Source organism: Arthrobacter sp. NPDC056691 (genome assembly GCF_042791415.1).
Taxonomy (GTDB): Bacteria; Actinomycetota; Actinomycetes; order Actinomycetales; family Micrococcaceae; genus Arthrobacter.
Genome location: NZ_JBHTXX010000002.1, coordinates 162,473 through 188,832, shown reverse-complemented (window position 1 = coordinate 188,832; position 26,360 = coordinate 162,473). Strand labels below are relative to the sequence as shown.

Below are 26,360 nucleotides of genomic sequence, written 5' to 3'. Positions count from 1 at the left end.
CATGACAGTCAACGCAACAGAGGCGCCAGCAATCGGCGAAGCGCCGCCGCCGCCGGAGCAGCCGGCACGGGTCAGCCGAACCCGCCACGGACTGGGCAGCAAAGCTCTAAACGTAGCGATGATCCTGCTCGTGGGCTACCTGATTGTTGTCCCGCTGGTAGTCCTCTTCTACAGCAGTTTCAAGGCATCAACGACCAAACTGCCCTTCGACGTTAAGGGATTCTCCTTTGACAACTATGTGCACGTATTCCAGTCGAGCCGGCTCGGCGAGGTCACCCTCAATACGGCAATCTACGTCGTCGGTTCCGTGCTGGTTGCCTTGGTGCTGAGCGTCGCCCTCGCCTATCTCTTCGAGCGGACCGATATCCCCGGCCGGAGGATCCTGGCGCCAATGGCGCTGGCTCCCATGGCTGTGCCCGTGGTGGTCATGGCAATCGCCTGGGCCCTCGTCGCAAACCCGGCCAACGGGCCACTTGCCATCATCATCCGGCAGACGCTGGGACTTTCGATCGACATCTACTCACTGCCCGGCATGATCGTCGTGATGGGCATCTTCGGGGTGCCGAGCATGTACCTGATGATCGCACCGGCGTTCGCCAGGCTGAACCCGGAGCTCGAGGAGGCGGCCGCGGCTGTCGGTGCCCCTCTGCTGCGCCGGCTACGGCTCATCGTGTTCCCGCTGATCGGGCCGGCCGTTTCCGCCGCGACCATGCTGTTTGTCGTCGTCGTTCTCGAAGGATTCTCCATCCCGGCCCTGCTTGGCCTGCCCGACCAGATCTTCGTCTTCAGCAGCCTGATCCAGCACTCCCTGGAACCGCCGACAGGATCACCCAACTATGGCCAGGCAACCACTTACGGCGTGCTGATCCTCGTACTGTCCTTTGCCATGCTGCTGATCTACCGGCGACGTATCCGGGACACCCACCGGTTCAAAGTCGTGGTCGGCAAGGCGTACCGTCAATCCCGGACACCGCTAGGCAAGTGGCGGATCCCGGTCTTCACCGTCGTCGCCTTGTACATGCTGATCGGCATTGTCCTGCCGATTCTTGCTCTCCTGTGGACCAGCCTGTCGCCGTTTTCCCGCCCCATCAGCTGGGACGGCCTGTCCGACCTGACATTCGCCCAGTTCGCCAAGATCCTGACGGACCCTGGCATGGGCGAGGTCATGCTGAACACCGCGATCGTGGTGCTGGTAACCGCGACTGCAACGACAGCGATGTCAGTGTGGATCGCCGTCGCCGCCCACCGCCGCAGCTTCCGTGGCAGCGCAGTGCTGTTCGAATCGACATATCTCGTTTTCGGAATCCCCAGCGTTGTGCTCGGTGCAGCAGTCCTGTTCCTGTACCTTTTCATTCCCATCCCGATCTACGGCACGGTCTGGATCATCATCGTGGCGCTGGTGACACGCTTCCTGCCCCGCGGGTCGCGGCTCGTCCAAACAGCGCTACTGCAACTGGACGAGGGACTCATCGAAGCTGCCCGCGTCACCGGGGCATCGCCCTTCACGGTGACCGCAAAAATCCTGCTTCCCTTGCTGCGCCAGGCGCTGTGGAAGTGCTGGCTTTGGGTCTTCGCCCACGCCCTCGGAGAACTGCCCATCGCACTGCTGCTGACTAGCGCGGACAACCGGACCCTCGTCGTCGAGGTCTGGGACACATTCACTTCGAGTGTCAACTACCCGCAAGCGAGTGCGCTGGCGGTAATCATCCTGGTGATTTCAATGATTGCGGTCCTGTTGGTAAACCGGCGCGGGGCCTCTGAGAAGGAAGCATGAGCAACATGACACGCACTACTACTGAAAGCTCGATCACCATCCACGAGCTGCGCAAGAGTTACGCCAAAACCCGGAAGGGTGAGCAGCCCTACGCCGTGGACGGTGTCTCGTTCGAGGTGCCCAGAGGCCAGTTTGTCACGCTCCTCGGTCCCAGCGGCTGCGGCAAAACCACAACCCTTCGGTGCATTGCCGGGCTGGAACAGCCGGGTGACGGCCAGATCATCATGGCCGGGCAGACGGTATTCGACGGAGCCCGGAGCATCCAGATCCGGCCCGAAGACCGGCCGATTGCGATGGTCCCGCAGTCATACGGAATCTGGCCGCACATGACCGTGCTCGACAACGCCGCCTTCCCGCTCCGGCATGGCCGCAACCGCAAGGGACAGCAAAACATCAAGCAGCGGACCCTCGAGATGCTGGAACAGGTGGGCCTGTCCGCCTACGCCGACCGGTGGGCAACCCAGCTCAGCGGCGGGCAACAACAGCGCCTGGCCCTGGCGCGGGCACTGCTCTCCGAGCCAGAGGTGCTCCTGCTCGACGAGCCGCTGTCCAACCTCGACGCCAAGCTGCGTGCGAAACTCCGGTTGGAGCTTCGCGCCTTCCAGGAACAGTTCGGCGTCACTTCGGTCTATGTCACTCACGACCAGGCAGAGGCCCTGGCGCTCTCCGACATCGTCGTGGTCATGAACCAGGGCCGAATCGAACAGATCGACCGGCCGGAACGGCTCTACCAGCAACCGAAGTCAGCATTCGTCGCAGACTTCATCGGCAGCGCGAACCTGATCCCGGCCCGCGAGATCACCAGCGTGTCCGGCGGGGTTCTCGCCAAGACAGACGTGGGCACGTTCCTGTGTGCCGGTGAGGGGCAGGAAACGACGACGACGGCACTTGGCGGAAATGTCTGCGTCAGGCCGGAGAACGTCGAGATAGACGCGGCAACATACTCGCGAAACGGCCTTTCCGACCGCAACGAGATGTCCGGCCGGGTCATCGGGGCCGAATTCCTCGGCGACCGGCTGGAACTGGTCATCGACCTGGCAGGAACGAAGCTGACAGCCTCTGCTCCAGCCGCCCTGACAGCGCGGCCCGGGGACGACGTCGTAGTGCGGGTGAACCCGACGCACGCCCGGTATCTCGCCTCGTAGGCCGGGGCAGCCAACAGGGTCACAGACGCTATGACCCGCGGAAGCCAATGACCCGGGGAAGCTGCGCGGCAAGCCGCTTCCCCGGGCCCGGACTGTTCCGCGAATCCTGCGTGCCCCGGTCGGGCCGGGGCCGAATGTCGCGAAACTTCCCACCACACACAAAGAGGAGACCATGATCCCTCTCACTTCACCCGAAGCCAACCCGAACTTCCCTCCGGACGATCCCCGGGTCGACTCTCTCAGACTCGCGGTAGGGCGCCTTGCCCGTCGATTGAAAAAGCACTCGGGATCCGACCTGACGCCCGCACAAATGTCCGCGCTGACCAGCTTGAGGCGGCAGGGTTGTGTGCGCATGGGCAGGCTTGCGGAACTGGAGGACATCAGCCGGCCGACGGCGACAAGGCTGATCGGAATGCTCCAGGACATGGGGTTGGCCCAGCGCGTTCATGACACCGCCGACGCGCGGAGTTGCATGGTGGAGCTGACACCGGACGGGGACCGCTTTTTGGCTTCCGCAAGCCTGCGGGCTGACGAATATCTGGCTCGCCAAATCTCCGCCCTCCAGCCTGACGATCAGCGACGGATCCTGGAAGCCCTGCCCGCCCTGCAACGACTCCTGGCTAACAAGGCATGAGGCGCTACTTTCTTGCCACGTTCGCTTCACTCCACAACCGAAACTTCCGGCTGTTTTTCTCCGGCCAGACACTGTCGATGGTCGGCACCTGGACACAGAAGATCACCCAGGCATGGCTGGTGCTCGAGCTTACCGATTCCGGGACACTCCTCGGGGTGACACTGGCCGTCCAGGCGGTTCCCACGCTGCTGTTCAGCGCATGGGGTGGCCTGCTGGCTGACCGGCTGAATAAACGGCGGATCCTGCTCTGCACGCAGGCAGCCTCGATCCTGCCGTCGGCCATTCTCGGTGTGCTAACCGCAACAGGGAACGTCTCGTTGTGGATCGTGTTTGTGATGGCGGGTGTGATCGGCACTGTCGAGGCTCTCGACAAGCCGGCCAGGCAAACCATCCTCGCCGAGATTGTGGGGCGCGAGCATCTCACCAACGCGCTGACGTTGAACAACATCACCGTCAATGCCGGCAAGCTCATTGGGCCGGCCATTGCTGGCGTCCTCATTACCGGAGTTGGGATGGCGGCCAGCTTTTTCGTGAATGCTGCCTCTTTTGGCGCGGTGCTCCTGGCGCTGGCCTTCGTCCGCGCTGATCAGCTGGAACCTCCGGTGCCTGCGGCCCGCTCCAAGGGCCAGGTTCGGGAGGGCCTGAAATATGTGCGGACCAATCCCCGCCTCGCTGGTCCGTTGATTCTCTTGACGGTGACGGGCCTCCTTGCCTGGGAATGGACCGTGACTTTGCCGCTGCTCGCCCGGGACGTGTTCCACGGTGACGCCCAGACCGTCAGTTCCATGTTCATCGCGATGGGCTCTGGCGCCATTTTCGGCGTGCTGGCAATTGCAGGGGCGCTCCGGGCCACAACCCGGCGTCTCATTGCCGCCAGCCTCGCATTTTCAGCCCTGCTGGTGTTTGCCGCCATTGCACCGGTTCTCCAAGTGACGCTGGTCCTGCTGTTCCTGCTGGGCTGCGCGGGCGTCGCCTACCGGGTCATCACAACGTCGCTGGCGCAGCTGGAGGCTGCACCAAGCATGCGGGGCCGCACGATGTCGCTTTTCATCATCGCGGTAGGTGGAACATCTCCGGTCAGCGCCCCCTTGCTGGGGTGGCTTTGCGAAACTGTCGGGGTGCGGTCAACCTTGGCGATTGGCGGCGTGGGAAGCGCCATCGTCGCGCTTCTGGTCATGGGTTACATGTCGGGCCATGATGCCAAGCAGGTCACCGGGGCCCAGGAGATCCATGACCTGGGGGACAAAGATGACGCGCCAAGCCGCAGCGCCAGCGGCTAGCAAAACGCGAACGGACAATTGCGCCCGCACGCGCCGCCGCGTCGTGAGGTCCCCCCGCGCCAACCTTTCCGCAAGGAATACGCCGCAGAGTTGATATCGGCCGGCAAGGGCTTCACTTTGGATCGAAAGGACGGCGATGGACGTCAGGCGTACCACTCTGCTGGCGGCGGCACTGTTTGGGGCCTTGGCGATGGCCGGCTGCGCCGCGTCAGCTCCGGCGCCGACAGTTACCGTGACTGCGGCGCCCGCCGCTAAGCCGGCAGCCCAGAAATTCACGGCCGCCACCAGCGGCAAGCTCCTGGCGGCCCGGCTCATGGCCCGCGCCCACCCCAAGAGTGCCGGAGTCAAGATCACAGGGGTGGAGTGCAAGAACTTCCCAAACATCAAGGTCGGTACCCACACCGATTGCCAGATGAGGGTCAACGGCGCCAAACGCGGGTACCTCGTCACGTTCACCGAGCGCGACGGGCACTACGTTGTCAAGACGCAGAAGCGCACCTGGTAGCCGCGGGCGGGTCGCAGCGGCAACTACACGCGGGAGGACCTGCCGCGGATGAAGTGGAAAATCAGGACTACCACGGCGATGACCAACAGCAGGTGGATCAGCCCGCCGCCGATGTTGCCGAGCAGGCCGAGAAGCCAGAGCACCGCGATAATGATGGCTATCCAAAGCAACATGAGAGTCTCCTTTATTTGTCCGCGGAATGGGAAACGCTAAGTACGCTTCCCATCTGTGGTGTTTATCACCCTATGCCCGGATCGGGTTGCCGCAAATAGCCATACACCGCCTACTTGTCCAGGGAACCCTGGACATTAGGGACCCGGCGGGGCGGGTCAGGATGTGGACCGCGTGTCGAACGCGGCAGCCGATTCCCGCAGGAGCCGCGCGACCGTGTCCACAGGCATGCTGGCTGACCGCCGCCGGTCGAACCGCCACAGAACAATGCGCCGCGTACCCAGCCCGGGGACGTCCAGGACCTCCACCCCCTTCTGGTTGACGCCGCTCAACGCCAAGGTGGGCACGATGGCGACACCCTCGCCCGCAGCGACCAGCGCAAGAGCGGTCAGCGTGTCCGCGTACTGATGCACAGTTTCCATCTGGGCGCCCGTTGATTCACGGAGCCGGCCGAGCACCGAAGCGTTGGCCGCTGATGACTCGACGCCGAGCCACGGAAGTGGAAGGCGGCCAAGATCGATGTTCTCGGTGGTGAGCAGGGCGCCCGCGGGAACCACGAGCTTCCAGGGCTCGTCCAGCAGGGGCTCTTCGGTCATTCCGGCGGAAAGCGAGCGGTTCCCGGCTGTGGTCGAATCGAGCTCCACCACGACGGCGTCGAGCGCACGCTGCCGGAGCAGCCGCATCAAGGCGGGGAAGTCGTCCTCAATCATCCGGATCTGTAATTGCGGGTACTGGACGCGCCACTCGGGCAGGCGCGGGATCACCACCGTGCGCACAAAACTGGTGAATCCGCCCACCCGCACCACCCCTGCGATGTTGGCGCCGCCTTCTATCCGGGCGCGGGCGACGCTGAGGGCACGTTCGATCTCCTCGCCGGCTTCCGCTATTGCGAGGCCGGCGGGTGTCAAAACCGAGCCCTTGGGAGTGCGCACCACCAAGGCGTGGCCCGTCTCGTCCTCCAGTTTGTTGAGCTGCTGGGACACGGCCGAGGGCGTAATCCCCAGTTCGTCAGCCGCGGCGAGCACCCCGCCGGCACGGGCAACGGCAAGAAGAACTCGCAGCCGGCGCGGATCTATATCCATGTTAAGTAGTTCTAAACCATGTCTTCAGCGGAATGCAATTGATCTAAAGATAGTTCTTCCTCATAATTGCTGTTAAAAGTACAGGTAAGGGATAGAGGCCGGCCCTCCAGCCAATGGGGCCCGGACCGTACGGGTGCGCAAACGCCGTTCGAACGCGCCCTGATCCCGTTGGCAATGGAGCCTATTCCGAAACACATACACATGGCCCGCCATCTCCACTCCGACGAGGGATGGCAGCCGGGCATCAACCCTGAAAGGACATCATGGAACTGCTGTGGGAAATCTCCGGTTGGGCAGGCGCGGTTGCGATACTCAGTGCGTACCTGGCAGTGTCCATGGGTTGGCTGAAGGCCGGCAAAGGCTTCCAGCTGGCGAATCTCCTGGGTTCTTGTGCCTTCATTATCAATGGCGCATTCCACGAAGCCTGGCCGTCCGTGGTCACGAACGTCGCCTGGTTCCTCATTTCTGCGGTAGCACTTCTTCGGATGCGCGCCACGCAGGAGTCGCCGGCGCCCGCCCCTGAAGCACATCAGGTGCAGTTTCCAGGTGTCCCCGAAACCGGCCAATTGGCCATTGTTGAAGCATCGCAGCTGCAATTTCCTGGTGTCCCCGAAACCGGCCAGCTGGCCATTGTCGAAGCGCCTCGCGCAGCCCGCTGCGCCTAAGCGAACGACGGCGGGACGTCCCGCCGTCGTCCGTTTCAGGACAATTCCCCTTATGATTTCGGTACCGCCGTTTTCTAGGGAGTGACGTGCGAGGTATAACGATCCGGCGGAAATCCGCCGCATGGCAGGGCTGGCTCTGGCTGATTGGAGCCGGCTTCGCTGTTTTGCTCGCCGGGATCGTCTTCGGCCTGCAGAAGACGGGCCCGCTGTGTGGCAGCCCGCTGATGCCGGACAGCCGTGCCGCGCAGGTATTCGACGCGCTCCGCCACGGCGCCAGAGCAGCGGCGGGCTGCTACCGCAGCATCGGGGCGGCTGCGGCTCCTACCTGGATCCTGATTGCGCTGGGCGTCGTTCTGGTGTTGGTGGGAGTGACCGTCCGGATCATCGCCATCAGCCGTCTGCAGCCGCCCGCGCATACGAGGCCGTGACGCGGCGGTACACAGGCGTAAGAAAAGCCCCCAACGCGGCCGCGATCATGATGATTCCGGCCACGAGGAACACCGGGGCGATGCCCCGGGAGGTGCCCTCGCCAAGGAGCGGGGCCAGCTGGGCGGCGCCTTCGGCCGAGCGCGCGTACGGGATGATCCAGAACTGGGCAATGGGGGCAATGAGGAACGCGGTGACCGGCGCCGCAGCCGACTCGAATGCCATGGCGAATCCAAACACCCGGCCCTGGCGGGGCAGCGGCACCACCTGCTGGATGACGGTCTGCTCGGCGGCCTCCACGAACGGTATCAGGACCAGATACAGCCAGATGCCCGCGACGTACAGCCAGGCCCACTCCCGCAGCGTGAACACCGCACCGAGGAGCCCCATCACCGCCACGGCGATGAGCAGGGTGCGCAGCGGGTTGGCACCGAGCCCGAACTTGCCGATCAGTGCTCCGCCCACAATGAAACCGGTGGAGCCGAGCGCGAAGACGGCGCCCCACATCTCCACGGAGAACATCTCCAGACCGTACGGGTCCATCAGCGCCATGTAGACGCCGCCGATGAAGTTGTTGAACGTGGAGAACAAGATGAGCGCGAACAGTCCGGCTATCGCAAGCACGGCAGCGAGTGAACCGCGCAGATCGAAGCCGCCTTGCGCATCCGAGGCCGCCGCGCGCACTTCCTCGGGCATGCGCAGGGTGAGCAGGTGCGCGAAGGCCAATGCGGTGAGCACCAGGGCGACGACGATCGTCCACCCCATGCCCAGCAGCCCGACGGACAGCCCCGAGAGCAGGGAAGTGACGATGAACATCAGTCCCTGCACCATGCCCACCAGCCCGTTGGCGTTGGCCCTCCGGTCGGGCTCGATGAGGATGGTGACCGTGGTGGACAGCGCGATGTTCCGCAGGTTTTCCACCACCGCACCCACCAGGATGATCAGCGTAAAGATCCAGAACCAGGGCCGGGCCAGGTCCAGGATCAGGGCGGTGGGTGCCAGCAGGAACATGACTCCGGACAACACGAACATCACCAGGGTGAAGCCGGCGGCGAAGCGCATCACCGCCAGCTTGCGGTAGCGGTCCACGAAAGTGCCGAAGCTGATGCTGGAAAGGGCGATTAACAGCATGTACGCGCCGCCGACCACCCCGGTGGCGATCACGTTGCGCGTCTCCAGGTACACCCAGAACGTCAGCGCGAACCAGAGGTAGCTGGTGGTGATGTTGGCCAGCGCCGTGTTCACCAGGATTCCGGCGAAGGTGCGGGACCGCTGTGCCTGGCTGCGCAAGGAGGTATCGACGGCGTCGGGATCGGTCAGACGGGGAGCCTCGGCGTCCTGGACCGGGGCCGGTTCCTGCTCGGTCATGCGTCCCAGTTTACTGAGAACTGACGGGCACGGACACGGCAGCAAGCGGACGACGGCGGTCCCTCCCGCCGTCGTCCGCTTCCCTTAAGCGCAACGCGCTGGAATCACCGCGCCGCGGCTACGGGCTGCTCCTGAAAGGCCGGCACCACGTGCTCGATGAAGAGCTCGAGGGAGCGCTTCTTCTCCTCGTGGGTGAGGCTGTTGTCGGACCAGAGGCTGAACTCGGTGACGCCGAGTGCCTCGTAGTGGCGGAGCCGCTCGATGACCTCCTCCGGCGTCCCGATCATCGCCGTCTGGTGCAGGGACTCCGGCGTGAACTCCGGGCGGCCGGCGAACTTCTCCTCAGGGCTGGGCTCGAGGAAACCGTTCTTCGGGGCGGTCTTGTTGCCGAACCAGGCATCGAACGTCCGGTAGAACTTGTTGATGCCCTCGGCCGGACGCCGCCAGCCGTCCGGCTCGTCCGCGGGGTGGACGTGGGTGTGGCGGAGCACCATGAGGTCCGGGCGGGGGACGCCGGGGTTGTTCTCGACGGCGGTGTCGAACTTGCGCGCGAGGTCCTCGACCTCCTCGTCGCCCTTCATCAGCGGCGTCACCATCACGTTGCAGCCGTTGGCGACGGCGAACTCGTGCGAGGAGATGTCGCGGGCGGCGATCCACATGGGCGGCGTCGGCTTCTGCACTGGCTTGGGGACGCTGGTGGAGGTCGGGAACTGCCAGACCTCGCCGTCGTGCGCGTAGTCGCCTTCCCAGAGGGCGCGCACGGCCGGGACCATCTCGCGCAGGTGCTTGCCGCCGTCGACAGCGGACATGCCGCCCATGAGGCGGTCGAACTCGAACTGGTACGCGCCGCGCGCCAGTCCCACTTCCATCCGGCCGTTGCTGATGACGTCCAGGAGCGCCGTCTCGCCGGCCACGCGGAGCGGGTTCCAGAACGGCGCGATGATGGTTCCGGCGCCAAGGCGGATGCGCGAGGTCCGCGCCGCAAGGTAGGCGAGCTGGGGCATCGGGCTGGGGGAGATGGTGTACTCCATGGAGTGGTGCTCACCAATCCAGACGGTGCTGAAGCCGCCGGCCTCCGCGATGAGCGCGAGCTCCGTCAGGTTCTCGAAGCACTCGCGGTGTGAGACGGACTCGTCCCAGCGCTCCATGTGGACGAAAAGGGAAAAACGCATTAGGAACTCCTTCGATCTGCGGCGATGCTCGCCGGCGCCTGCTGGGCAGTTGCCTGCTGGACAATTGCCTGCTGGGCGGGGGCCGCGGCCGCCGCGTTGCGTTCGGCGATGGTCTGGTTGCCGCGGGACCAGTGCTCGTGCTCAATCTCGCGGATGATGACGGTGGTGTTTTCCGGTGCTGCGCCCACGGCGTTCTCGGCGGCGCGGTGCAGTTCGCCAATGAGCGCGCGGAGCTGCTCGGGGGTCCGGCCCCGGGCGATGGAGACTTCGATAAGAGGCAAGGTGGTCAGCTCCTCATGATGAAGGGGTCGGCGATGGGGGACTCGTCCGTGTTGATCCAGATGCTCTTGAGCCTGGTGTACTCGCGGATGCTCTCGATGCCGTGTTCGACGCCGACGCCGCTGGTCTTGAAACCCTCGCGCGGGGACGCCGGGGACATGGCCCGGTACGTGTTCACCCACACCGTTCCCGCCTCCAGCCGGCTGGCCATCCGGTGCGCCCGGGCCAGGTTGGTGGTCCAGACCCCGGCGGCGAGTCCGTACGTGGTGTCGTTCGCGAGCCGCAGGACCTCCTCCTCCGTTTCGAAGGGCATGATGGCCGCCACGGGGCCGAAGATTTCCTCCCGCACCACGCGCATGGAATTGTCGACGTCGGTCAGCACGGTGGGCTCGAAGAAGTAGCCGCCCAGCGGGATGTTGGGGCGGCCGCCGCCGGTCAGGACGGTAGCGCCTTCCGAGACGCCCAGGTCAAGGTAGCTGGCTACCTTGTCGCGCTGGTCCTGGAACGCCAGGGGGCCAAGTTCGGTGGCGTCGAGGAGCGGATCGCCAATCACGATGCTCCTGGCACGGTTGGCGACGCGCTCCAGCAGTTCGTCGTAGACGGACTTGTGGGCGAAGACGCGGCTGCCCGCGATGCAGGTCTGGCCTGCCGCGGCGAAGATGCCTGCCACAACACCCATGGACGCGTTCGTGATGTCGGCGTCGGCGAAGACGATGTTCGGTGACTTGCCGCCCAGCTCCAGGGTGGAGCCGATGAAGCGCGACGCCGTTGACGAGGCGATCCGCGCGCCGGTGGCGGTGCTGCCGGTAAACGAGACCTTGGCCAGCCGCGCGTCGTCCACCAGGGCCGCGCCGGCCTCTGCACCGAAGCCGGTGACCACGTTGATCACACCTGCCGGGAATCCTGCCTCGTCGGCAAGGGCGGCCAGGCGGAGGACGGTGGCCGAGGTGTATTCGGACGGCTTGATGACGATGGTGTTGCCGGCCGCAAGTGCGGGGGCGAGCTTGCTGGTGGTCAGCGTCAGCGGCGAGTTCCACGGCGTGATGGCACCCACCACGCCCAGCGGTTCGCGGAGCGTGTAGTTCAGGATGGCCGGGGTGGAACCGGGAATGGTGTCGCCCTGGATCTTGTCGGCCAGCCCGGCATAGTAGTAGTAATACTCCGGCATGGCCGCCAGCTGGGCCCGCATCTCCCGCAGGAGCTTGCCGTTGTCCTGGCTTTCCATCCGGGCGAGCTCGTCGGCGTGCTCGCCCACCAGATCACCGAGACGGCGGAGCAGGTGGCCGCGCTTGGTCTGGCTAAGGTTCCGCCAGCTGGGATTCTCGAAGGCCGCGGACGCCGCTGAGACGGCGCGCTCGACGTCGGCCGCGTTACCCCGTGCGGCCTGGTACAGGACGTCAAGGGTTGCCGGGTTGGTGCTGTCGAAGTAGTCACCACCCGACGGCGGGACCCACTCCCCGTTGATGAAGTGGTTGTAGCGGCGTTCAACGGACATGTGAATGCTCCTTGATGAAAGCGGTAAGCGTGTTGGCGAGCTCTTGGGGACGTTCCACCGGCATCATGTGGCGGGCGCCGCTGATGATCGAGTAGGTGCAGCCGGGGATGGCGGCGGCCAGCCGGGCGCTCATTTCGGGTGTCGACCCCGGGTCCAGCTCGCCGGTCACGGCATGGGAGGGGACGGTGATCAGGGGCAGTTCGGCGGCGATTTCCGCGTCTGCGGTGGCGAACACGCGGTAGCAGGCCAGGAAGGACTCAGGGTCATTCCTGAGCAGGACCTCCCGGGTCGCTTCGACCAGCCCGGCCGGGACGGCGGACCCTTCCGGATACCACCGGCGGATTGATGCCTCCACCGTAGCCGGAAAATCGGATCCCGCCGAGGCCAGCCGGACCATGACAGCGGCGTGCTCCTCGGAGGTGCGTGCGCAGACCGAGGCGACAGAGGCCAGGCTGGCAACCAGGTCTGGCCTGAACCTGGCCAGGTGCTGGGCCACGAGGGCACCCAGCGAGAACCCCACCAGGTGCGTGTCCGGCTCGAGTTGTTCGGCGGCATCCGCCGCGAGCCCGGCAAGCGTCACCCCACCAGGCGCCGGCGGCCGGCGTCCGTGTCCCAGGAGTTCCAGGACCTGGACGTCGTATTCCGGTTCAAGGAATTCGCGAAGGGGGCCCCACATCGACCCGTCGAGGCCGACGCCGTGGATTAGGGCGATGCGGTCGCGGCTCACGGCGGCTGGCACCTACTTCGTTTCGGTGGCGAACGCTGCCAGGCGCTGCTGGGGCCGGCCCCGGGCAGCGGCGGCGAGGGCGATCACGATTTCATCGGCGTGCGGTGCGTCGTTGATCCGCACCTCGATGCTCTGGTGGTGGGAGCGGATGGTGGCGTCAGTAATGTGCTTGAGTGGGATGTCGAAGACAACACCGGCCGGCCCGCGCTTTTCCACTGCCGGAAGGAGCGTGGTGGCGTTGGCGGCGTCGCGGAAATGGTTTCCGAAGGCGAGCGTGTGGATGAGCCCTGAACCGTGCTCGATTTCGCCGTTCAGCCCCACAATGGCGGCCTTGCCGTACGCTTCGGCCGGGGAGCCAAGGGCCTCGAGCACGCGGGGGGCCAGCAGCGCCCCGATGGCGGATGCGTTGCCGTCGATGCCGGCGGAAAGGTCCTCGACGAATCCCTGGCCTGCCCAGGGATTCTTGACGATGGCGGCGACGACGGCAACGCGTGCGGCGGGGCTGACTTCGCGGCCTCCTTCGATGAGGACGTCTTCGGTCAGGGTGACGATCTTACGGATGCTCATGAAACAAGTTCTCCTAGTGTGTCTGCTTTGACGATCGGGTCGGTGAGGCGGTCACCGATGCGGGAGTGGGGGCGTGGCCCGGTTGATGCACCGAGGACGACGACGATCTCACCCGGGCGGGGTGCGTCACCGATGCGTGTGGTGATGGTTTGGTAGTGGGTCCGCGTTGCTGCGGCGTTCTTGTGCCAGAGGGGTACGACGAGTGAGGCGCCGGCGTCGCCGCGGTCATCGGCGAAGCAGATGATGGATTCGCCTTCGAAGTACTCGCGGACGAGGTTGCCGAAGAACGGTGTGTGGATGAGCGCGGCGCCGTGTTCGATTTCGCCGTCGGTGCCCACAATCGCGGCCTTGCCGAAGGCCTGGATTGCGTCCACGCCGCCGAGGTTGGCAGCGAGCACGTCGGTGAGCTTGCGCGCCAGCACCGGGGCAAGCTGCACCACTTCGTCGCTTAGGTCATCGGTCGCGTTGCCACCGAGCCATGGGTTGCTGACCACGGCCGCTGCCGTTGCGCGGACCGCGGGCACGGCGGGGGAGTGGCCGTTTTCGAGCAGGATTTCCTCGCTGTAATACACGATCTTGCGGATGCCGAAGCTTTGGTCGTTCGTCATTTGGGCTCTTCAATCATGGAGAAGCGCATGGCTTCCTTTCGTGGACGTTGGGTCAGTTCCGGCGGTCTTGCGCCGGGTCGGTCAGGGCCTCCCGCGATGAGGCGTGGACGTGGTTCCGCATGGCGGATTCGGCCCCGAAGGGGTCTTTATGCTCGATCATGTCCAGGACGGCGCGGTGTTCACGGGTGGAGGCCTCGAGCCTGCCCGGATGCTCAACCGTGCGCAGGACCAGCCGCTGGTAGGCGAGCTGGTTCATGAGCCGCTCGTAATGCTCAACAAGCTTGCGGTTATCCGAGCCGCGGACGATCGTCCAGTGAAACTCGTGCACCAGCCGGGCATAGGCGTCGGTGTCATGCGTGAGGGAAGCCATTTCGGACTCCTCAAGGTTCCGCCGCAGCACGGACAGTTCCTGGACCTCACCGCGGCGGGCAAGCAGGGATGCCGCGAGTCCCTCCAAAGATTCCTTGAGCTGGAAGAGCTCGATGATCTCCCTGCGGGTGGGTTCCCGCACGAAGGTGCCCACCTTTGGGCGGATCTCCACCAGGCCTTCGTGCTGAAGCTGCTTAAGCGCCTCTCGGATCGGAGTCCGGCTCACGTCGAACTCCTGGGCGAGGAAAGCCTCGGGGACGACTGCACCCGGGGGAAAATCGCCTCCGAGGACGAGTCGGCGGATCCGGTCCAGGAGTCCGTCACGGTCAGCTGCTTCCCTGACTACTTCGAGATCATCTTGCATACATGAAAGCGTATGTTGCATGCATCAGCAGCGTCAACAGTTGTGGCGATACTTTTCGAAAACTCGCTGTTTTCTAGGAAATCCGCGGAATTTCATATTCCTCTTGACCTTAGGTTGTGAGCTGGATTACCGTCATTGGTATGCAACAGACCTTGGAACCGCTCATCACATCGGCTTGGCTCGCGGCCTGGGACAAGGGAGACCTTGATGCCCTCGATGGCCTCGTAGCCGCCGGCTACACGCGCACCAGCAAGGCGACGGGTGCAACTGTCGACCTCGCTGGCCTCAAGTCAGAGATCGCTGCGGTGCGGGGGGCTTTCCCCGACCTGCGCACCACGGTCGATGACGTCGTCGAAGGGGACGGCACCGTCGCCGTCTTCTGGACATCCACCGGCACACACACCAATGAATATCTTGGGGTTCCGGCAACGGGACTCACCGTACAGACCCGGGGTTCGAACATCCTGGTCCTCGAGGAGGGCAGGATCGTTCGGGAATCGGTGACCTGGGACGGAAGCGAGCTGCTCGCCGGCCTCGGCATCCGGCCCCTGCGCGGCATTGCAGCACCCACCGTTTCCGACGGCGACGACTTCCCGGAAATCGACCCGGACCTGATGAAGGCCTTCAACCGGCAGTTCATCACCGGAGTTACCGTCGTGACCACCAAGGAAGGCGAAACCCCCAAGGGGCTGGCGGCCAACTCCTACTGCTCCGTCTCGCTCGAACCGCCCCTGGTGCTTGTATGCGTCCAGAAGACGTCCAGCACCTACCCTGCGCTCTTCTCCTCCAGCCACCTCGGCATCAACATCCTGGGAACCGAGCAGCTGGACACGGTGAAGGTCTTCGCCTCGAAGGCGGCGGACAAATTCGCCGAGCTCGACTGGCATGAAGGGCCCCAGGGAAGCCCCCTCCTGGACGGCTCCGCTGCTTCCCTCGAAGCCGAAATCCAGGAACGGTTCCAAGCCAAGACCCACACGGTCTTCATCTGCCGGGTCCGCCACGCGGAAACCAGCAGCACCGCGCCAATGGTCTACAAGGCCGGACGGTTCTTCGACGGCGCCGAACTCGCCCAACTCTAAAGTTCCGGCGCGGCTGACCACCCTCGGACAGGAAACCAGCCGCGCCGACCCAATCTGCTCTCAAGCAGCGCACCTAGGTGCGCATCCCACATTAGGACAACAATGAGCCCAGACACCATGCGCGCCGCCGAAAACAGCGTCGCCGAAGACCGCGGTTACCGCGACAGCCTCACCAAAATCGAGCCCTACGGCATCGAGCACATCCCCGACGTCGAACGCCACGGGAAGCCCCGCTCCCAGTTCTTCCTCTGGTTCGCCGCGGGAATGAACTTCCCCATCGTCGTCCTCGGCTTCAGTGCCACCTACTTCGGACTCCCCTTCTGGGCAGCGGTCCTGGCGATCGTCCTCGCCGGCGTGACCTCCTCGGCAGGAATGGGATACCTGTCGGCAATGGGAGTCCGGCTGGGCGTCCCGCAGCAGATGCAGGGCCGGGGACCGCTCGGCTTCATCGGCAACCTGTTCCCGGTGGCCTACGTGAACGTGTTTGCCGGCATCGGCTGGGCTGCCGTGACCGTCATCCTCGGCGGCCAGGCCATCGCACTGCTGACCGATATTCCGTTCTGGCTTTCAGCCCTGATCCTCATGGGCATCCAGCTCGGGGTGGCCGTCATCGGCTACAACCTGATCCACTTCCTGCAGCGCATCCTGTCGTTCGTCCTGGTGGTCGGCTTCGTCTTCATCACCATCGTGGCAGCGGCCAACGGCAAGGTCGTCAACACCGCCAACGAATCCGCCCCCGGCTTTGACGGCATCGGCGGATGGATCATCTTCTTCGGCTGGTTCTTCTCCTTCATCGTCGCCTGGATGCCGTTCGCCTCCGACTACTCCCGCTACCTGCCCAACACCCCGGGCAACCGGCGCGGCGCCGGCTGGGCCACCATGTCGGGGAACTTCGTCACCCTCGTCTGGATGGGCATCCTGGGCACCCTCCTCGGATCCACCACCACCGCATCCGACAGCATCGGTGCGCTCAAGGAGCTCATGGGCCCCTGGGCCGCCGTCGGCCTCGGCGTCGTCGCCCTGTCCTCCTTCACCCAGAACTTCCTGAACGTCTACGGCGGTGCCATCTCCATCCAGACCATGGGCGTCCCCGTCAAGCGCCACACGGCAGTGGTCTTCATCTGCGTGGCCTCCTACCTCGTGGCGCTGTGGGGCCAGACCGGGTTCAACAGCGGCTTCACCGCCTTCCTCAACCTGACCGCGTACTGCATCGCCCCGTACGTCGCCGTCCTCGTGTGCGACTACCTGTTCGGAGGCCGGCGCACCGAACGGGGCCTGCGCGAGCTCTTCGACAAGAGCCGGAAGTTCGAATGGGGTTTCGTGGCCTGGGCTGCCGGCGTCGTACTTTCCTCCCCGTTCTGGATGTCCTCGATCTACACCGGACCCATCGCGGCCGCCTTCCCGCAGATCGGTGACCTCTCCTACTATGTCGGCGGAGCGGTCGCAGCGGGTGTCTACTTCGCCACCCACCGGCGCCAGCGCCTCTCCGGACGGGAAATGCTCGACCGCGGCGCCGCGGCCCAGACCCTGTGAAAACAGACCCTGTGAAAGCAGGCCCTGTGAGCGTCGACCGTTCCGGGCTGGAGGGCAGGACGCTCGTGGTGATCGACATGCAGCGGGCGTTCCGCGACGAGGGCCAGTGGCAGGTGCCCCGGTACCAGGAGATCGTGCCAGTCATCAGCCGCCTGCAGCAGGCGCTCGGCTCCGGTCCCGTCTTCACCCGGTTCATCCGGGACGAAGCCGAGACCGGCGCCTGGGCCGCCTACTACCGGCGCTGGAACGGCATGCGGTTCCCGTCCGGCTCCGAGGCCTGGGACATCACCATGGATGTCCCGGGCGGGGCAACGGTGGTCGATGCCCCGACCTTCTCCAAGTGGGGACCGGAGCTCGCCGCCCTGGTTCCCGAAGGCGCGGAGATGGTCCTCACCGGCGTGGCCACGGACTGCTGTGTCCTGTCGACGGCCCTCGGCGCCATCGACGGCGGTCGCTTCGTGACTGTCGTTTCCGATGCCTGCGCCGCGGTCAGCGACGAAGCCCAGAAGCAGACCCTGGCCCTCCTGGAACTGCTCTCGCCGATGTGTGAAGTGGTCACCAGCCAGGAGTTCCTCGCCCGCACCACGAGCACCGGATGAGCACCGCAACACTGCAAAGGCCACGAACCGAAGAAGACCCCACAGTCTGCCCGCCCCGGGCCGTGGTGGCTGTAGTCGTTGAGTGGCGCGGGCGGCAAACCCTTGGCTGGTGCACACGTTCACCGCCGTCAGCAAGCGGCGCCGGCTGACGATCAACGACGAGCACGACGCGTACCGCTGGACCGTCCCCGCCAAGATCAGCCGGTTCTCCAACCGGGTTCCTGGCTGGACACAGTCCTCCAAGGCGCTGAGATAGAGCCGCGGATCGTCGAAGACCGAACATGAGCTACGCATAGTAAGGAGCCCGATGTGGCTGAAGGAAACATTGTGACCACTGAACGCGAGACCGGACTGCTGGCGTCAGTGCCCACCGGGCTGCTGATCAACGGCGCATGGCGGGACGCCTCCGGCGGAGGCACGTTCGACGTCGAGGACCCGGCAACCGGCAAGGTCCTGGCGACGCTGGCCTCGGCCACCAGCGAGGACGCCCTCGCCGCGCTCGACGCAGCGGACGGTGTCCAGACGTCCTGGGCGCGCACGGCACCGCGGCACAGGGCCGAGATCCTGCGCCGGGCCTTCGATCTGGTCACCGAACGCGCCGAGGACTTCGCCCTGCTGATGACCTTGGAAATGGGGAAGCCGCTGGCCGAGGCGCGGGGCGAGGTGGCCTACGCTGCCGAGTTCCTGCGCTGGTTCTCGGAAGAAGCGGTCCGCGATTACGGCCGGTACCTGACCACGCCCGAAGGCAAGAACAAGATCCTCGTTCAGCACAAGCCGGTGGGCCCGTGCCTGCTGATCACGCCATGGAATTTCCCGCTGGCGATGGCCACCCGCAAGGTGGCGCCTGCCGTGGCGGCCGGCTGCACCATGGTGCTCAAGCCGGCAAAGCTCACGCCGCTGACCTCTCAGCTCTTCGCGCAGGTGATGATCGAAGCGGGCCTGCCGGCCGGAGTGCTGAACGTCGTGTCGTCGTCGTCGGCTTCTTCCATCTCCGGACCCCTGCTGAAGGATGCCCGCCTCCGAAAGGTTTCCTTCACGGGCTCGACGCCGGTGGGCAAGCAGCTGATGGCGGAGGCGTCCCGGAACGTGCTGCGCTCCTCGATGGAACTCGGCGGCAACGCCCCGTTCATCGTGTTCGAGGACGCTGACCTGGACAAGGCGGTGCAGGGCGCGATGGCGGCGAAGATGCGCAACATGGGTGAGGCGTGCACCGCCGCCAACCGGTTCCTCGTGCACGAGTCCGTGGCGGAGGAATTCACGGCCAGGTTCGCCGGGGCCATGAAGGCACTTCGGCCTGGCCGTGGCACCGACGCCGGCGTCACGGTGGGTCCGCTGATCGACGGCGGCGCGCGCAAGGACGTGCATGCCCTGGTGGAGGACGCCGTCGCTGCCGGTGCAACGGTTATCACCGGCGGTGCGCCCGTGGATGGCCCCGGCTACTTCTACCAGCCCACCGTCCTGGCCGGCGTCTCCAACACCGCGGAGATCCTGCGCACCGAGATCTTCGGTCCGGTCGCCCCGATCACCACCTTCAGCACCGAGGAAGAGGCCATCGCCATGGCCAACTCGACCGAGTACGGCCTTGCTGCTTACCTTTACACCCGCGACTACGCGCGGATGTTCCGCGTGTCCGAGCAGATTGAATTCGGCATGGTCGGCTTCAACGCGGGTGTCATTTCCAACGCCGCGGCACCCTTCGGCGGAGTCAAGCAGTCCGGCCTGGGGCGTGAGGGCGGCGCCGAGGGCATCGCCGAGTACACCACCACCCAGTACATCGGTATAGCCGACCCCTACGCATAGAAACTGGGAGTTTTTGTCCAGATAATGGCCGCAAAAGGTCCATTAGGGCCGATTATCTGGACAAAAACTCCGGAGTTATATACCTGGCGGTCAGCGCGTCAAGGGTGCCGTAAGCCCGTCTGTTGAGGTCCTCGGTGTGAGCCGGCTTCCGGTGGAAACCGGGAAGGGGAAGCCGAGGACGGCGAGGCGGCCGCGGACCTGGTTCTGGGCCTGGCAGTCCTGGACGCACTCGGTGGGGGAGTTGGCCACTTCGGTGGCGTCTTCGCCGGTGACCATGCCCATCCGGCCGCCGCTGGCGACGTCCCAGACGGACATGCCGCCGCAATGGTTGCGGGTCTCGCTGAGGCCGAGGGCGTTGGTGAAGTCCGGGCCGCAGGCCGCTTGCGGCACCCGGTCGGCCACCTGGGCGCTGTCGCGGACGGCGAACTTGGCTGAGACATTGTTGCCGATATTCACCCGGGGCCGGACCCGGACGCAGAACTGGCTTGGCGGTCCGGTCTGCACACTGGTGCAGGCGGATCCGACGTAATCGCCGAGGCGCGCGCGGAAGTTGGCGTTGTCAAAGTAGAAGGCTTCGGTGGCGAGGCTGTGCACGATGCGGGTCCGGGTGCCGTCGCCGCGTTCGGGCTCCATCTGGAACAGCCCGCCATTGGCGCAGTCCTTGGCCTGGATCGTCATGGACAGCCCGCCGGTGCCTGTCCGGGAGAGAGTTGCTTCTTGGTCCTTGACCTCAAGGGCGATGGTGCCGGTCAGTGTGAGTCCGCGGTGGTCGGGGATCTTGCTGGCAAAGACCGGGGTGTACCGGCCGCCGGTGATGTCGAGTTCATTGGCCGCGCCGGTGAAAGCGTAGTTGTAAATCGCGAAGTTCGCCGGGTCCACCTCGAACCGGACATACTTGCCCTGGACCACGAACCGGCCCCCGGTTGCCCCGACTGTGCCGTCGAATTCACCGGTCTTGCCCAGCACCGCGAAGCCGCCGCCCACGCACCCTTTCGACGACGCTGCCTGCGCCGGTCCGGCGAGGCCCGCGAAGCCGGCCGCCGACGCCGCCAGGGCGATGGCCGCCGCCGCTGCCCGGAATTTCAAGTTCGGTTGCTGCCCCACAGCACGCATCAGATCCTCCTTGTCGGCTGGCATCGCAGAACTCATTTATTGAGTTTCCGTCCCGTCAACCGACGTCAGACTATGACTCGGGCAGCGCCGCAGGAGTGGAAGTTGCCGTATACGGTACAAACCTTGGATAAACCTTGGAAGTTCCCTGAAGGTCTCCGCCGGAGGGTCCCCCCGAGGCCGCCGAGAGGTCCACGCCGCTTAGACCAGCGGCCACGGGTAGCGCATCCCGGTGCGGTCAACGGGCAGCACCGGTTCGTGCAGCAAGCGCCGGACCCGGCGCCGCAGGGAGGCGGCCTCGTCGCCGTCGAGCAGTTCGGCCACACTGGCAGGCACAGCCTCGGCGAGCGGGGCGATGTCCTCGAGCAGGGCTTCGGGGATGGGGTCGCCCGCAAAGTCCCAAATCACGGTGCGCAGCTTGAAGATCGCCGAGAAGCACAGCCCGTGGTCGATGCCCCACACCCGCCCGTCGTCGCCGCGCAGCACGTGACCGCTTTTGCGGTCAGTGTTGTTGGCGACGTAATCGAACAGGGCGATGCGGGCCAGGTCGCTGTGGGTCTCCGGGACATCGGCGTACAGGGTGAAGTAGTGCTCGCTGAAGTCGCAGTCGATGAACCACTGGAGTGAGCCGACACCCAGTGGGGCTTCCTCGCGGATCACCGTCGGCGGCACGATTCCCCAGCCCAGGGACTCGCTGAGCAGGTACGCCGCACGCTCCCGCCGGTACAGCCCGGGCTCAAAATCGGACAGCGGCCGCTCCCCGGCCTCCGGCTTGTACACGGCAAAGCCGGTGTCGTCCCCCGCGGAAATCTCCACCAGGAACGTTTCGTTGCTGCTGCGCGGAATGCGCCCGAGCAGCTCAACCTGCCCCTCCGCCAGCAGCGTCAGCTCGCGTCCGGACACCGGCTGCCCCGTTTCACGGTCCGCCCCGTCTCACGGAACCCTCAGCCCGCTCAGCGGTTCCGACGTCGAATTCACCATGAGCACGGCCGGCGCCTGACCGTCCGAATAGGAGATGGCGGAGACCGACCCGGGGCTGATGACGATCCGCTGGAAAAGGTCCAGGGGCGTGCCCAGGGCATGAGCAACAGCCGCCTTGATGGGATCGGCATGGGAAAAGCAGACGACGACGCCCCCGGCGTGCGCTGCGCCCAGCACCTCGAGCGCCCCAACGATCCGCGCCTGCATCTGCGTGAAGCTCTCGCCGTTCGGGAAGCGGAAGGCCGACGGGTTGTGCTGCACCTTCTGCCATTCCGGCAAGCCCGCCAGTTCGGCCAGCGCGGCGCCGGTCCACTCGCCGAAGTCGCATTCAATCAGGCCGGCGTCCTTGCGCACGTCCAGACCTGCGCTGGCTGCCGTGGGCTGGGCCGTCTCGCACGTTCGCTCCAGCGGCGAGGAGTAGACGGCATCGACCGGCAGGCCCACGAGCCGTTCCGCCACGCGCTCGGCCTGGGCCCGGCCACGGTCGGACAGGTGCAGCCCTGGTGCCCGCCCCGGCAGCACCATGCCCGTGGTGGGCGTCTCCCCGTGGCGCACCAGAAGGAGGAGCGTGCCCCGGGCTTTCGAAGGCGGTGCGGACGGTGCTGCTGCAGTCATCAGGATCTAAGCGTAGCGGCAGGGGCCCCGACCGAGCTTGCAAGGGCGGGGGAGCCGCGAAGCGGTAGCGGTATCGAAATTGCTCGATTCCCGGCAGGGTCGAGGACTACGGTAGAGGGGTGAGTGATCGTCCCGATATCTTCACCGTTGGCGAACTGCGTGCATCCGGCCACGTCCACAAGGACCTGCGCCATGAAATCCGTGACAATCTGATCGCCGCGCTCGCGGCGGGCCGCGATCCGTGGCCGGGGTTGTTCGGGTTCAGCCGGACCGTCCTGCCGCAGCTCGAACGTGCCCTGATCGCGGGGCACGACGTCGTCCTGCTCGGCGAACGCGGGCAGGGCAAGACCCGGCTGCTCCGCACCCTGGCCGGGCTGCTGGACGAGTGGTCGCCGGTGATCGAGGAATCGGAACTCAACGAGCACCCGTACGAACCGATCACCGAGCAGTCCCGCGCCCGTGCCCTCACCGAAGGCGACCGGATGCGGGTGGCCTGGCGCCACCGCTCGGAACGGTACGTCGAAAAGCTCGCGACGCCGGACACCTCCGTGGCCGACCTCATCGGCGACGTCGACCCGATGCGCGTGGCCGAGGGACGCCGGCTCGGGGACCCGGAGACCATCCACTACGGCCTGGTCCCGCGCTCCAACCGCGGAATCATCGCCATCAACGAGCTGCCTGACCTCGCCGAACGGATCCAGGTGTCCATGCTGAATGTGATGGAGGAACGCGACATCCAGATCCGCGGCTACGTGCTGCGGCTGCCGCTTGACGTGCTCGTCGTCGCGTCCGCCAACCCGGAGGACTACACCAACCGCGGCCGGATCATCACGCCGCTGAAGGACCGCTTCGGCGCCGAAATCCGCACTCACTACCCGATCGAGCTCGATGACGAGGTCTCCGTCATCCGGCAGGAGGGGAAGCTGGTGGCCGACGTGCCGCCCGTCATCCTCGAGATCCTGGCCCGCTACACCCGGGCGCTGCGGCAGTCCCCGGCCATCAACCAGACCTCCGGCGTTTCCGCGCGGTTCGCGATCGCCGGCGCGGAAACCGTCGCCGCTGCGGCCCTGCGCCGGGCCAGCGTGCGCGGCGAGGACGAGGCCGTGGCGCGGATCATCGACCTGGAATCCGCCGTCGAGGTCCTGACCGGCAAGATCGAGTTTGAGTCGGGCGAGGAAGGGCGCGAACAGGGCGTTCTGGACCACCTGCTGCGCACGGCCACTGCCGAAGCCGTCCGGGCGCATTTCCAGGGTATCGACATGGGCCCGCTCGTGGCCGCGCTCGACGGCCACACCACCGTGACCACCGGGGATCAGGTCACGGCGCGGGAGTTCCTGGAGAACCTTCCGTCCCTCAACGGATCGAGCCTCTACGACAAAATCACGGAGCGCCTTGGCGCGGCAAACGACGGTCAGCGCGCCGCCGCCGTCGAACTTGCGTTGGAAGGCCTCTACCTCGCCCGGCGGATCTCCAAGGAGTCCGACGACGAGGAAACGGTCTACGGCTAAGCACAGTTTCCGCGGGGTACAAGTCCTCCGCGGTACAGATCAGCGGGTACGGGAGGCATCATGACCCTTCACAACCGGTCCAGGTACGGCCGGTATGCCGGTGGTCCGGATCCGCTCGCCCCGCCGGTGGACCTGGCAGAGGCTCTCGACGCGATCGCCGAGGACGTCATGGCAGGGTACTCGCCCCGGCACGCCCTGCAGGAGTTCCTGCGGCGCGGCGGCCAGAACCGCGACGGGCTGGACAACCTGGCCCGGCGCGTCCAGCAGCGGCGGAGTGAGCTGCTGGGCCGGCACCGGCTGGACGGCACCCTCAACGAGGTCAAAAAGCTGCTGGACACCGCAGTGCTGGAGGAACGCAAGCAGCTCGCCCGCGACGCCGTGATGGACAACACCGAGCGCGCCTTCCGCGAGATGCAGCTGCAGAACCTGCCCCAGTCCACGGCGGCTGCCGTGAACGAACTCGCGTCCTATGACTGGCAGTCGAGCAGCGCCCGGGAGGCCTACGAGCGGATCAAGGACCTGCTGGGGCGTGAAGTCCTGGAACAGCGCTTTGCCGGCATGAAGCAGGCGCTTGAGAACGCCACCGACGAGGACCGCGAAGCCGTGAGCGAGATGCTGCGCGATCTCAACGAGCTGCTGGGCAAGCACCGCCGCGGGGAAGACACCGCCACGGATTTCCGGGACTTCATGGCGAAGCACCGGGACTTCTTCCCGGAGAATCCGCAGTCGGTCGAGGAGCTGGTGGACGCCCTCGCCAAGCGTGCCGCCGCGGCCCAGCGGATGCTGCAGTCGATGTCCCCCGAGCAACGCGAAGAGCTGATGCGGCTGTCCGCCCAGGCATTCGGCTCGGCAGAACTCATGGCCCAGCTCAACCAGCTCGACGACAGCCTGCGCGCCCTGCGGCCCGGCGAGGACTGGAGCGGCTCCGAACGCTTCCAAGGCCAGGAAGGGCTCGGGCTGGGAGACGGCACAGGCGTGCTGCAGGACATCGCCGAGCTCGACGAGCTGTCCGAGCAGCTGTCCCAGCACTACAACGGGTCAACCCTTGACGACCTGGACCTGGATGCCCTCGCCCGCCAGCTCGGGCAGAACGCCGCAGTGACGGCACGTACCCTCGCCGAGATCGAACGGGCCATGCAGGATGGCGGCTACCTGCGGCGCGGGGCTGACGGCGACCTCAGGTTGTCCCCGCAGGCCATGCGGCGGCTCGGAAAATCGCTGCTGCGGGATACGGCCAAGCAGCTGTCCGGGCGGCAGGGGGGCCGGGATACGCGCCTTGCCGGGGCCGCCGGCGAGCAGACCGGCTCCAGCCGCCAGTGGGAGTTCGGCGACGCCGAGCCGTGGGACGTCACCCGCACCATAACCAATGCGATCCGGCGCACCATGGCAGACGGCGGCGATCCGGGCCAGGGACTGCACCTCGCCGTGGGTGACATCGAGGTGACGGAGACGGAGGCGCGGACGCAGGCCGCCGTCGTCCTGCTTGCCGACGTGTCCTTCTCGATGGCCGCCGAGGGGCGGTGGGTGCCGATGAAACGCACGGCGCTTGCCCTGCACCATCTCGTCTCAACCCGGTTCCGCGGGGACCGGCTGCAGCTGATCACGTTCGGCCGCTACGCGCAGTCGATGGACATTGGCGAGCTGACGGCCCTGCCGGCGTTGCGGGAACAGGGAACCAACCTGCACCACGGATTGCTGCTGGCCGGTCGCTTCTTCCGCCAGCACCCGTCGATGCAGCCCGTCCTCCTCGTGGTGACCGACGGTGAGCCCACCGCGCACCTGCTGGCCGACGGCGAGTCGTGGTTCTGCTGGCCGCCGGACCCGGAGACCATCCGCGTCACCGTCGCGGAGCTGGACCGGCTGGCGCGTGCCGGCACGCAGGCGACGTTCTTCCGGCTTGGTGACGACCCGGGCCTGGAACGCTTTGTCCGGCGGCTGGCCCGCCGGATCGACGGCCGGGTGGTTGCGCCGGAAACCGGAGACCTGGGCGCCGCCGTCGTGGGGGCCTATCTCCGCACACACTTCCGGGATGGCCTGTACGACGACGACTGGTCGGCGGGGATTTAACCCCGGCCTTGTGGGGCGAAGGTTAGGCGGCGGCCAGCACAGGTGCGGCGACCGGAAGCGCTGCCGGCTTCGGCGCTGTGACCTTCGGGGCGACGATGCTGAACCGGTAGTCGCGCTGGAGTGGATCGACCTGCAGCGGAAGGTGATGGGAGCGGGCGCAGCCGCGGAGCTCTTCGAGAGCCTGGGGCTCGACGTCGGCCAGGGTCATGTCCAGTTCCAGTGACAGTCCGGGGACCAGTGAGTCGGCCCGCTTCATGACGTCGTACAGGCCCTGAATGCTTTGGACGGTCACATGGCCCTGTGTCTTGACCCGGGCCTTGGCGCCGTCGAGGTCAACGCTGACCAGCACCCGAAGCTTCTCGTTCACTCAGTTGTCTCCCCAGTTTAGAAAGGGCCACCACGCTGTGGCCCCCGACTACGATAGACGAATGTGACCT

At 65.9% G+C, this 26,360-nt stretch carries 28 protein-coding genes; 14 read left to right on the top strand and 14 right to left on the bottom strand.

Annotation, left to right across the window (positions count from 1 at the left end):
* Nucleotide 1: 1 nt before the first annotated feature.
* The 5 genes from ACFRAU_RS02855 (at nucleotide 2) to ACFRAU_RS02835 (ending at nucleotide 5,338) form a co-directional block, all read left to right on the top strand.
* Nucleotides 2–1,774 carry an ABC transporter permease gene (locus ACFRAU_RS02855; RefSeq protein ID WP_377998718.1) on the top strand — a complete coding sequence of 591 codons (1,773 nt, stop codon included), beginning with the start codon at nucleotides 2–4 and terminating at the stop codon, nucleotides 1,772–1,774.
* Complete coding sequence (locus tag ACFRAU_RS02850) at nucleotides 1,771–2,919, top strand: ABC transporter ATP-binding protein (RefSeq protein ID WP_377998717.1); 1,149 nt, start codon at nucleotides 1,771–1,773, stop codon at nucleotides 2,917–2,919. Before ACFRAU_RS02855 ends, ACFRAU_RS02850 begins: the two co-directional genes overlap by 4 nt.
* A 172-nt stretch (nucleotides 2,920–3,091) precedes the next feature.
* A complete protein-coding gene (locus tag ACFRAU_RS02845) occupies nucleotides 3,092–3,553 on the top strand; it encodes a MarR family winged helix-turn-helix transcriptional regulator (protein ID WP_377998716.1) in 462 nt (153 codons plus the stop codon).
* Entirely contained in the window at nucleotides 3,550–4,833 is a 1,284-nt protein-coding gene (locus tag ACFRAU_RS02840) for an MFS transporter (protein ID WP_377998715.1), read from the top strand. The genes ACFRAU_RS02845 and ACFRAU_RS02840 overlap by 4 nt, the downstream gene beginning before the upstream one ends.
* A gap of 136 nt (nucleotides 4,834–4,969) precedes the next feature.
* Nucleotides 4,970–5,338, top strand: coding sequence for a hypothetical protein (locus tag ACFRAU_RS02835; RefSeq protein ID WP_377998714.1), 369 nt, complete (start codon nucleotides 4,970–4,972; stop codon nucleotides 5,336–5,338).
* A 23-nt stretch (nucleotides 5,339–5,361) separates the two neighbouring features.
* Here ACFRAU_RS02835 and ACFRAU_RS02830 read toward each other — a convergent pair whose 3' ends face one another.
* Both ACFRAU_RS02830 and ACFRAU_RS02825 read right to left on the bottom strand, forming a co-directional pair.
* Nucleotides 5,362–5,511 carry a lmo0937 family membrane protein gene (locus ACFRAU_RS02830; RefSeq protein ID WP_307105367.1) on the bottom strand — a complete coding sequence of 50 codons (150 nt, stop codon included), beginning with the start codon at nucleotides 5,509–5,511 and terminating at the stop codon, nucleotides 5,362–5,364.
* Between the two features lie 156 nt (nucleotides 5,512–5,667).
* Nucleotides 5,668–6,591 (bottom strand): LysR family transcriptional regulator, encoded by a 924-nt coding sequence (locus ACFRAU_RS02825; protein WP_377997263.1) that lies wholly within the window; start codon nucleotides 6,589–6,591, stop codon nucleotides 5,668–5,670.
* A 263-nt stretch (nucleotides 6,592–6,854) separates the two neighbouring features.
* Here ACFRAU_RS02825 and ACFRAU_RS02820 point away from each other — a divergent pair, with 263 nt between their 5' ends.
* Both ACFRAU_RS02820 and ACFRAU_RS02815 read left to right on the top strand, forming a co-directional pair.
* Nucleotides 6,855–7,256: a hypothetical protein gene (locus ACFRAU_RS02820; protein ID WP_377997264.1), complete on the top strand. Its 402-nt coding sequence runs from the start codon at nucleotides 6,855–6,857 to the stop codon at nucleotides 7,254–7,256.
* Nucleotides 7,257–7,342: 86 nt separating this feature from the next.
* Nucleotides 7,343–7,684: a hypothetical protein gene (locus ACFRAU_RS02815; protein ID WP_377997265.1), complete on the top strand. Its 342-nt coding sequence runs from the start codon at nucleotides 7,343–7,345 to the stop codon at nucleotides 7,682–7,684.
* On the opposite strand, the gene ACFRAU_RS02810 is transcribed toward ACFRAU_RS02815, so the two are convergent.
* From ACFRAU_RS02810 to ACFRAU_RS02775, 8 genes are all read right to left on the bottom strand, one after another.
* A complete protein-coding gene (locus ACFRAU_RS02810) occupies nucleotides 7,647–9,050 on the bottom strand; it encodes an MFS transporter (protein ID WP_377998713.1) in 1,404 nt (467 codons plus the stop codon). The two genes, ACFRAU_RS02815 and ACFRAU_RS02810, sit on opposite strands and share 38 nt — an antisense overlap.
* A gap of 104 nt (nucleotides 9,051–9,154) precedes the next feature.
* The gene (locus ACFRAU_RS02805) at nucleotides 9,155–10,222 is read right to left on the bottom strand and encodes an LLM class flavin-dependent oxidoreductase (protein WP_377996321.1); all 1,068 of its coding nucleotides are present in this window, start codon (nucleotides 10,220–10,222) and stop codon (nucleotides 9,155–9,157) included.
* Nucleotides 10,222–10,503 carry a 4-oxalocrotonate tautomerase family protein gene (locus ACFRAU_RS02800; RefSeq protein WP_377998712.1) on the bottom strand — a complete coding sequence of 94 codons (282 nt, stop codon included), beginning with the start codon at nucleotides 10,501–10,503 and terminating at the stop codon, nucleotides 10,222–10,224. The genes ACFRAU_RS02805 and ACFRAU_RS02800 overlap by 1 nt, the downstream gene beginning before the upstream one ends.
* Before the next feature lie 5 nt (nucleotides 10,504–10,508).
* Complete coding sequence (locus ACFRAU_RS02795) at nucleotides 10,509–11,996, bottom strand: aldehyde dehydrogenase (RefSeq protein WP_377998711.1); 1,488 nt, start codon at nucleotides 11,994–11,996, stop codon at nucleotides 10,509–10,511.
* Entirely contained in the window at nucleotides 11,986–12,723 is a 738-nt protein-coding gene (locus tag ACFRAU_RS02790) for an alpha/beta fold hydrolase (protein WP_377998710.1), read from the bottom strand. The genes ACFRAU_RS02795 and ACFRAU_RS02790 overlap by 11 nt, the downstream gene beginning before the upstream one ends.
* 12 nt (nucleotides 12,724–12,735) lie before the next feature.
* Nucleotides 12,736–13,290 carry an amino acid synthesis family protein gene (locus tag ACFRAU_RS02785; RefSeq protein ID WP_377998709.1) on the bottom strand — a complete coding sequence of 185 codons (555 nt, stop codon included), beginning with the start codon at nucleotides 13,288–13,290 and terminating at the stop codon, nucleotides 12,736–12,738.
* Nucleotides 13,287–13,898, bottom strand: a complete 612-nt coding sequence (locus ACFRAU_RS02780; protein ID WP_377996327.1) for an amino acid synthesis family protein — start codon at nucleotides 13,896–13,898, stop codon at nucleotides 13,287–13,289. Before ACFRAU_RS02780 ends, ACFRAU_RS02785 begins: the two co-directional genes overlap by 4 nt.
* A gap of 52 nt (nucleotides 13,899–13,950) precedes the next feature.
* Nucleotides 13,951–14,631: a GntR family transcriptional regulator gene (locus ACFRAU_RS02775; RefSeq protein ID WP_377998708.1), complete on the bottom strand. Its 681-nt coding sequence runs from the start codon at nucleotides 14,629–14,631 to the stop codon at nucleotides 13,951–13,953.
* A 152-nt stretch (nucleotides 14,632–14,783) separates the two neighbouring features.
* On the opposite strand from ACFRAU_RS02775, the gene ACFRAU_RS02770 reads away from it, so the two are divergent.
* From ACFRAU_RS02770 to ACFRAU_RS02750, 5 genes are all read left to right on the top strand, one after another.
* Nucleotides 14,784–15,710: a flavin reductase gene (locus ACFRAU_RS02770; RefSeq protein ID WP_377998707.1), complete on the top strand. Its 927-nt coding sequence runs from the start codon at nucleotides 14,784–14,786 to the stop codon at nucleotides 15,708–15,710.
* Between the two features lie 102 nt (nucleotides 15,711–15,812).
* A complete protein-coding gene (locus ACFRAU_RS02765) occupies nucleotides 15,813–17,243 on the top strand; it encodes a purine-cytosine permease family protein (protein ID WP_377998706.1) in 1,431 nt (476 codons plus the stop codon).
* A 26-nt stretch (nucleotides 17,244–17,269) separates the two neighbouring features.
* Nucleotides 17,270–17,842 carry a cysteine hydrolase family protein gene (locus tag ACFRAU_RS02760; protein ID WP_377998705.1) on the top strand — a complete coding sequence of 191 codons (573 nt, stop codon included), beginning with the start codon at nucleotides 17,270–17,272 and terminating at the stop codon, nucleotides 17,840–17,842.
* A gap of 109 nt (nucleotides 17,843–17,951) precedes the next feature.
* Nucleotides 17,952–18,098: a hypothetical protein gene (locus ACFRAU_RS02755; protein WP_377998704.1), complete on the top strand. Its 147-nt coding sequence runs from the start codon at nucleotides 17,952–17,954 to the stop codon at nucleotides 18,096–18,098.
* A gap of 71 nt (nucleotides 18,099–18,169) precedes the next feature.
* Nucleotides 18,170–19,642, top strand: a complete 1,473-nt coding sequence (locus ACFRAU_RS02750) for an NAD-dependent succinate-semialdehyde dehydrogenase (protein WP_377998703.1) — start codon at nucleotides 18,170–18,172, stop codon at nucleotides 19,640–19,642.
* 90 nt (nucleotides 19,643–19,732) lie between these two features.
* Here ACFRAU_RS02750 and ACFRAU_RS02745 read toward each other — a convergent pair whose 3' ends face one another.
* From ACFRAU_RS02745 to ACFRAU_RS02735, 3 genes are all read right to left on the bottom strand, one after another.
* Nucleotides 19,733–20,779 (bottom strand): hypothetical protein, encoded by a 1,047-nt coding sequence (locus ACFRAU_RS02745; RefSeq protein ID WP_377998702.1) that lies wholly within the window; start codon nucleotides 20,777–20,779, stop codon nucleotides 19,733–19,735.
* Nucleotides 20,780–20,953: 174 nt separating this feature from the next.
* On the bottom strand, nucleotides 20,954–21,655 hold the full coding sequence (locus ACFRAU_RS02740; RefSeq protein ID WP_377998701.1) for an SCO1664 family protein: 702 nt from the start codon (nucleotides 21,653–21,655) through the stop codon (nucleotides 20,954–20,956).
* A 30-nt stretch (nucleotides 21,656–21,685) separates the two neighbouring features.
* The gene (locus ACFRAU_RS02735; RefSeq protein ID WP_377998700.1) at nucleotides 21,686–22,348 is read right to left on the bottom strand and encodes an MSMEG_4193 family putative phosphomutase; all 663 of its coding nucleotides are present in this window, start codon (nucleotides 22,346–22,348) and stop codon (nucleotides 21,686–21,688) included.
* 119 nt (nucleotides 22,349–22,467) lie between these two features.
* On the opposite strand from ACFRAU_RS02735, the gene ACFRAU_RS02730 reads away from it, so the two are divergent.
* On the top strand, nucleotides 22,468–23,856 hold the full coding sequence (locus ACFRAU_RS02730) for a sigma 54-interacting transcriptional regulator (protein ID WP_377998699.1): 1,389 nt from the start codon (nucleotides 22,468–22,470) through the stop codon (nucleotides 23,854–23,856).
* A gap of 60 nt (nucleotides 23,857–23,916) precedes the next feature.
* Entirely contained in the window at nucleotides 23,917–25,923 is a 2,007-nt protein-coding gene (locus tag ACFRAU_RS02725; protein ID WP_377998698.1) for a VWA domain-containing protein, read from the top strand.
* 22 nt (nucleotides 25,924–25,945) lie between these two features.
* Here the strand turns inward: ACFRAU_RS02725 and ACFRAU_RS02720 are convergent, their stop codons facing one another.
* Nucleotides 25,946–26,290, bottom strand: a complete 345-nt coding sequence (locus ACFRAU_RS02720; RefSeq protein ID WP_377996344.1) for a hypothetical protein — start codon at nucleotides 26,288–26,290, stop codon at nucleotides 25,946–25,948.
* Nucleotides 26,291–26,360 lie beyond the last annotated feature (70 nt).

Coding starts and splice junctions, on each gene's coding strand:
- ACFRAU_RS02855 (WP_377998718.1), top strand. CDS start 2: ATGACAGTCAACGCAACAGAGGCGCCAGCAATCGGCGAAGCGCCGCCG.
- ACFRAU_RS02850 (WP_377998717.1), top strand. CDS start 1,771: ATGAGCAACATGACACGCACTACTACTGAAAGCTCGATCACCATCCAC.
- ACFRAU_RS02845 (WP_377998716.1), top strand. CDS start 3,092: ATGATCCCTCTCACTTCACCCGAAGCCAACCCGAACTTCCCTCCGGAC.
- ACFRAU_RS02840 (WP_377998715.1), top strand. CDS start 3,550: ATGAGGCGCTACTTTCTTGCCACGTTCGCTTCACTCCACAACCGAAAC.
- ACFRAU_RS02835 (WP_377998714.1), top strand. CDS start 4,970: ATGGACGTCAGGCGTACCACTCTGCTGGCGGCGGCACTGTTTGGGGCC.
- ACFRAU_RS02830 (WP_307105367.1), bottom strand. CDS start 5,511: ATGTTGCTTTGGATAGCCATCATTATCGCGGTGCTCTGGCTTCTCGGC.
- ACFRAU_RS02825 (WP_377997263.1), bottom strand. CDS start 6,591: ATGGATATAGATCCGCGCCGGCTGCGAGTTCTTCTTGCCGTTGCCCGT.
- ACFRAU_RS02820 (WP_377997264.1), top strand. CDS start 6,855: ATGGAACTGCTGTGGGAAATCTCCGGTTGGGCAGGCGCGGTTGCGATA.
- ACFRAU_RS02810 (WP_377998713.1), bottom strand. CDS start 9,050: ATGACCGAGCAGGAACCGGCCCCGGTCCAGGACGCCGAGGCTCCCCGT.
- ACFRAU_RS02805 (WP_377996321.1), bottom strand. CDS start 10,222: ATGCGTTTTTCCCTTTTCGTCCACATGGAGCGCTGGGACGAGTCCGTC.
- ACFRAU_RS02795 (WP_377998711.1), bottom strand. CDS start 11,996: ATGTCCGTTGAACGCCGCTACAACCACTTCATCAACGGGGAGTGGGTC.
- ACFRAU_RS02785 (WP_377998709.1), bottom strand. CDS start 13,290: ATGAGCATCCGTAAGATCGTCACCCTGACCGAAGACGTCCTCATCGAA.
- ACFRAU_RS02780 (WP_377996327.1), bottom strand. CDS start 13,898: ATGACGAACGACCAAAGCTTCGGCATCCGCAAGATCGTGTATTACAGC.
- ACFRAU_RS02775 (WP_377998708.1), bottom strand. CDS start 14,631: ATGCAAGATGATCTCGAAGTAGTCAGGGAAGCAGCTGACCGTGACGGA.
- ACFRAU_RS02765 (WP_377998706.1), top strand. CDS start 15,813: ATGAGCCCAGACACCATGCGCGCCGCCGAAAACAGCGTCGCCGAAGAC.
- ACFRAU_RS02745 (WP_377998702.1), bottom strand. CDS start 20,779: ATGCCAGCCGACAAGGAGGATCTGATGCGTGCTGTGGGGCAGCAACCG.
- ACFRAU_RS02735 (WP_377998700.1), bottom strand. CDS start 22,348: ATGACTGCAGCAGCACCGTCCGCACCGCCTTCGAAAGCCCGGGGCACG.
- ACFRAU_RS02725 (WP_377998698.1), top strand. CDS start 23,917: ATGACCCTTCACAACCGGTCCAGGTACGGCCGGTATGCCGGTGGTCCG.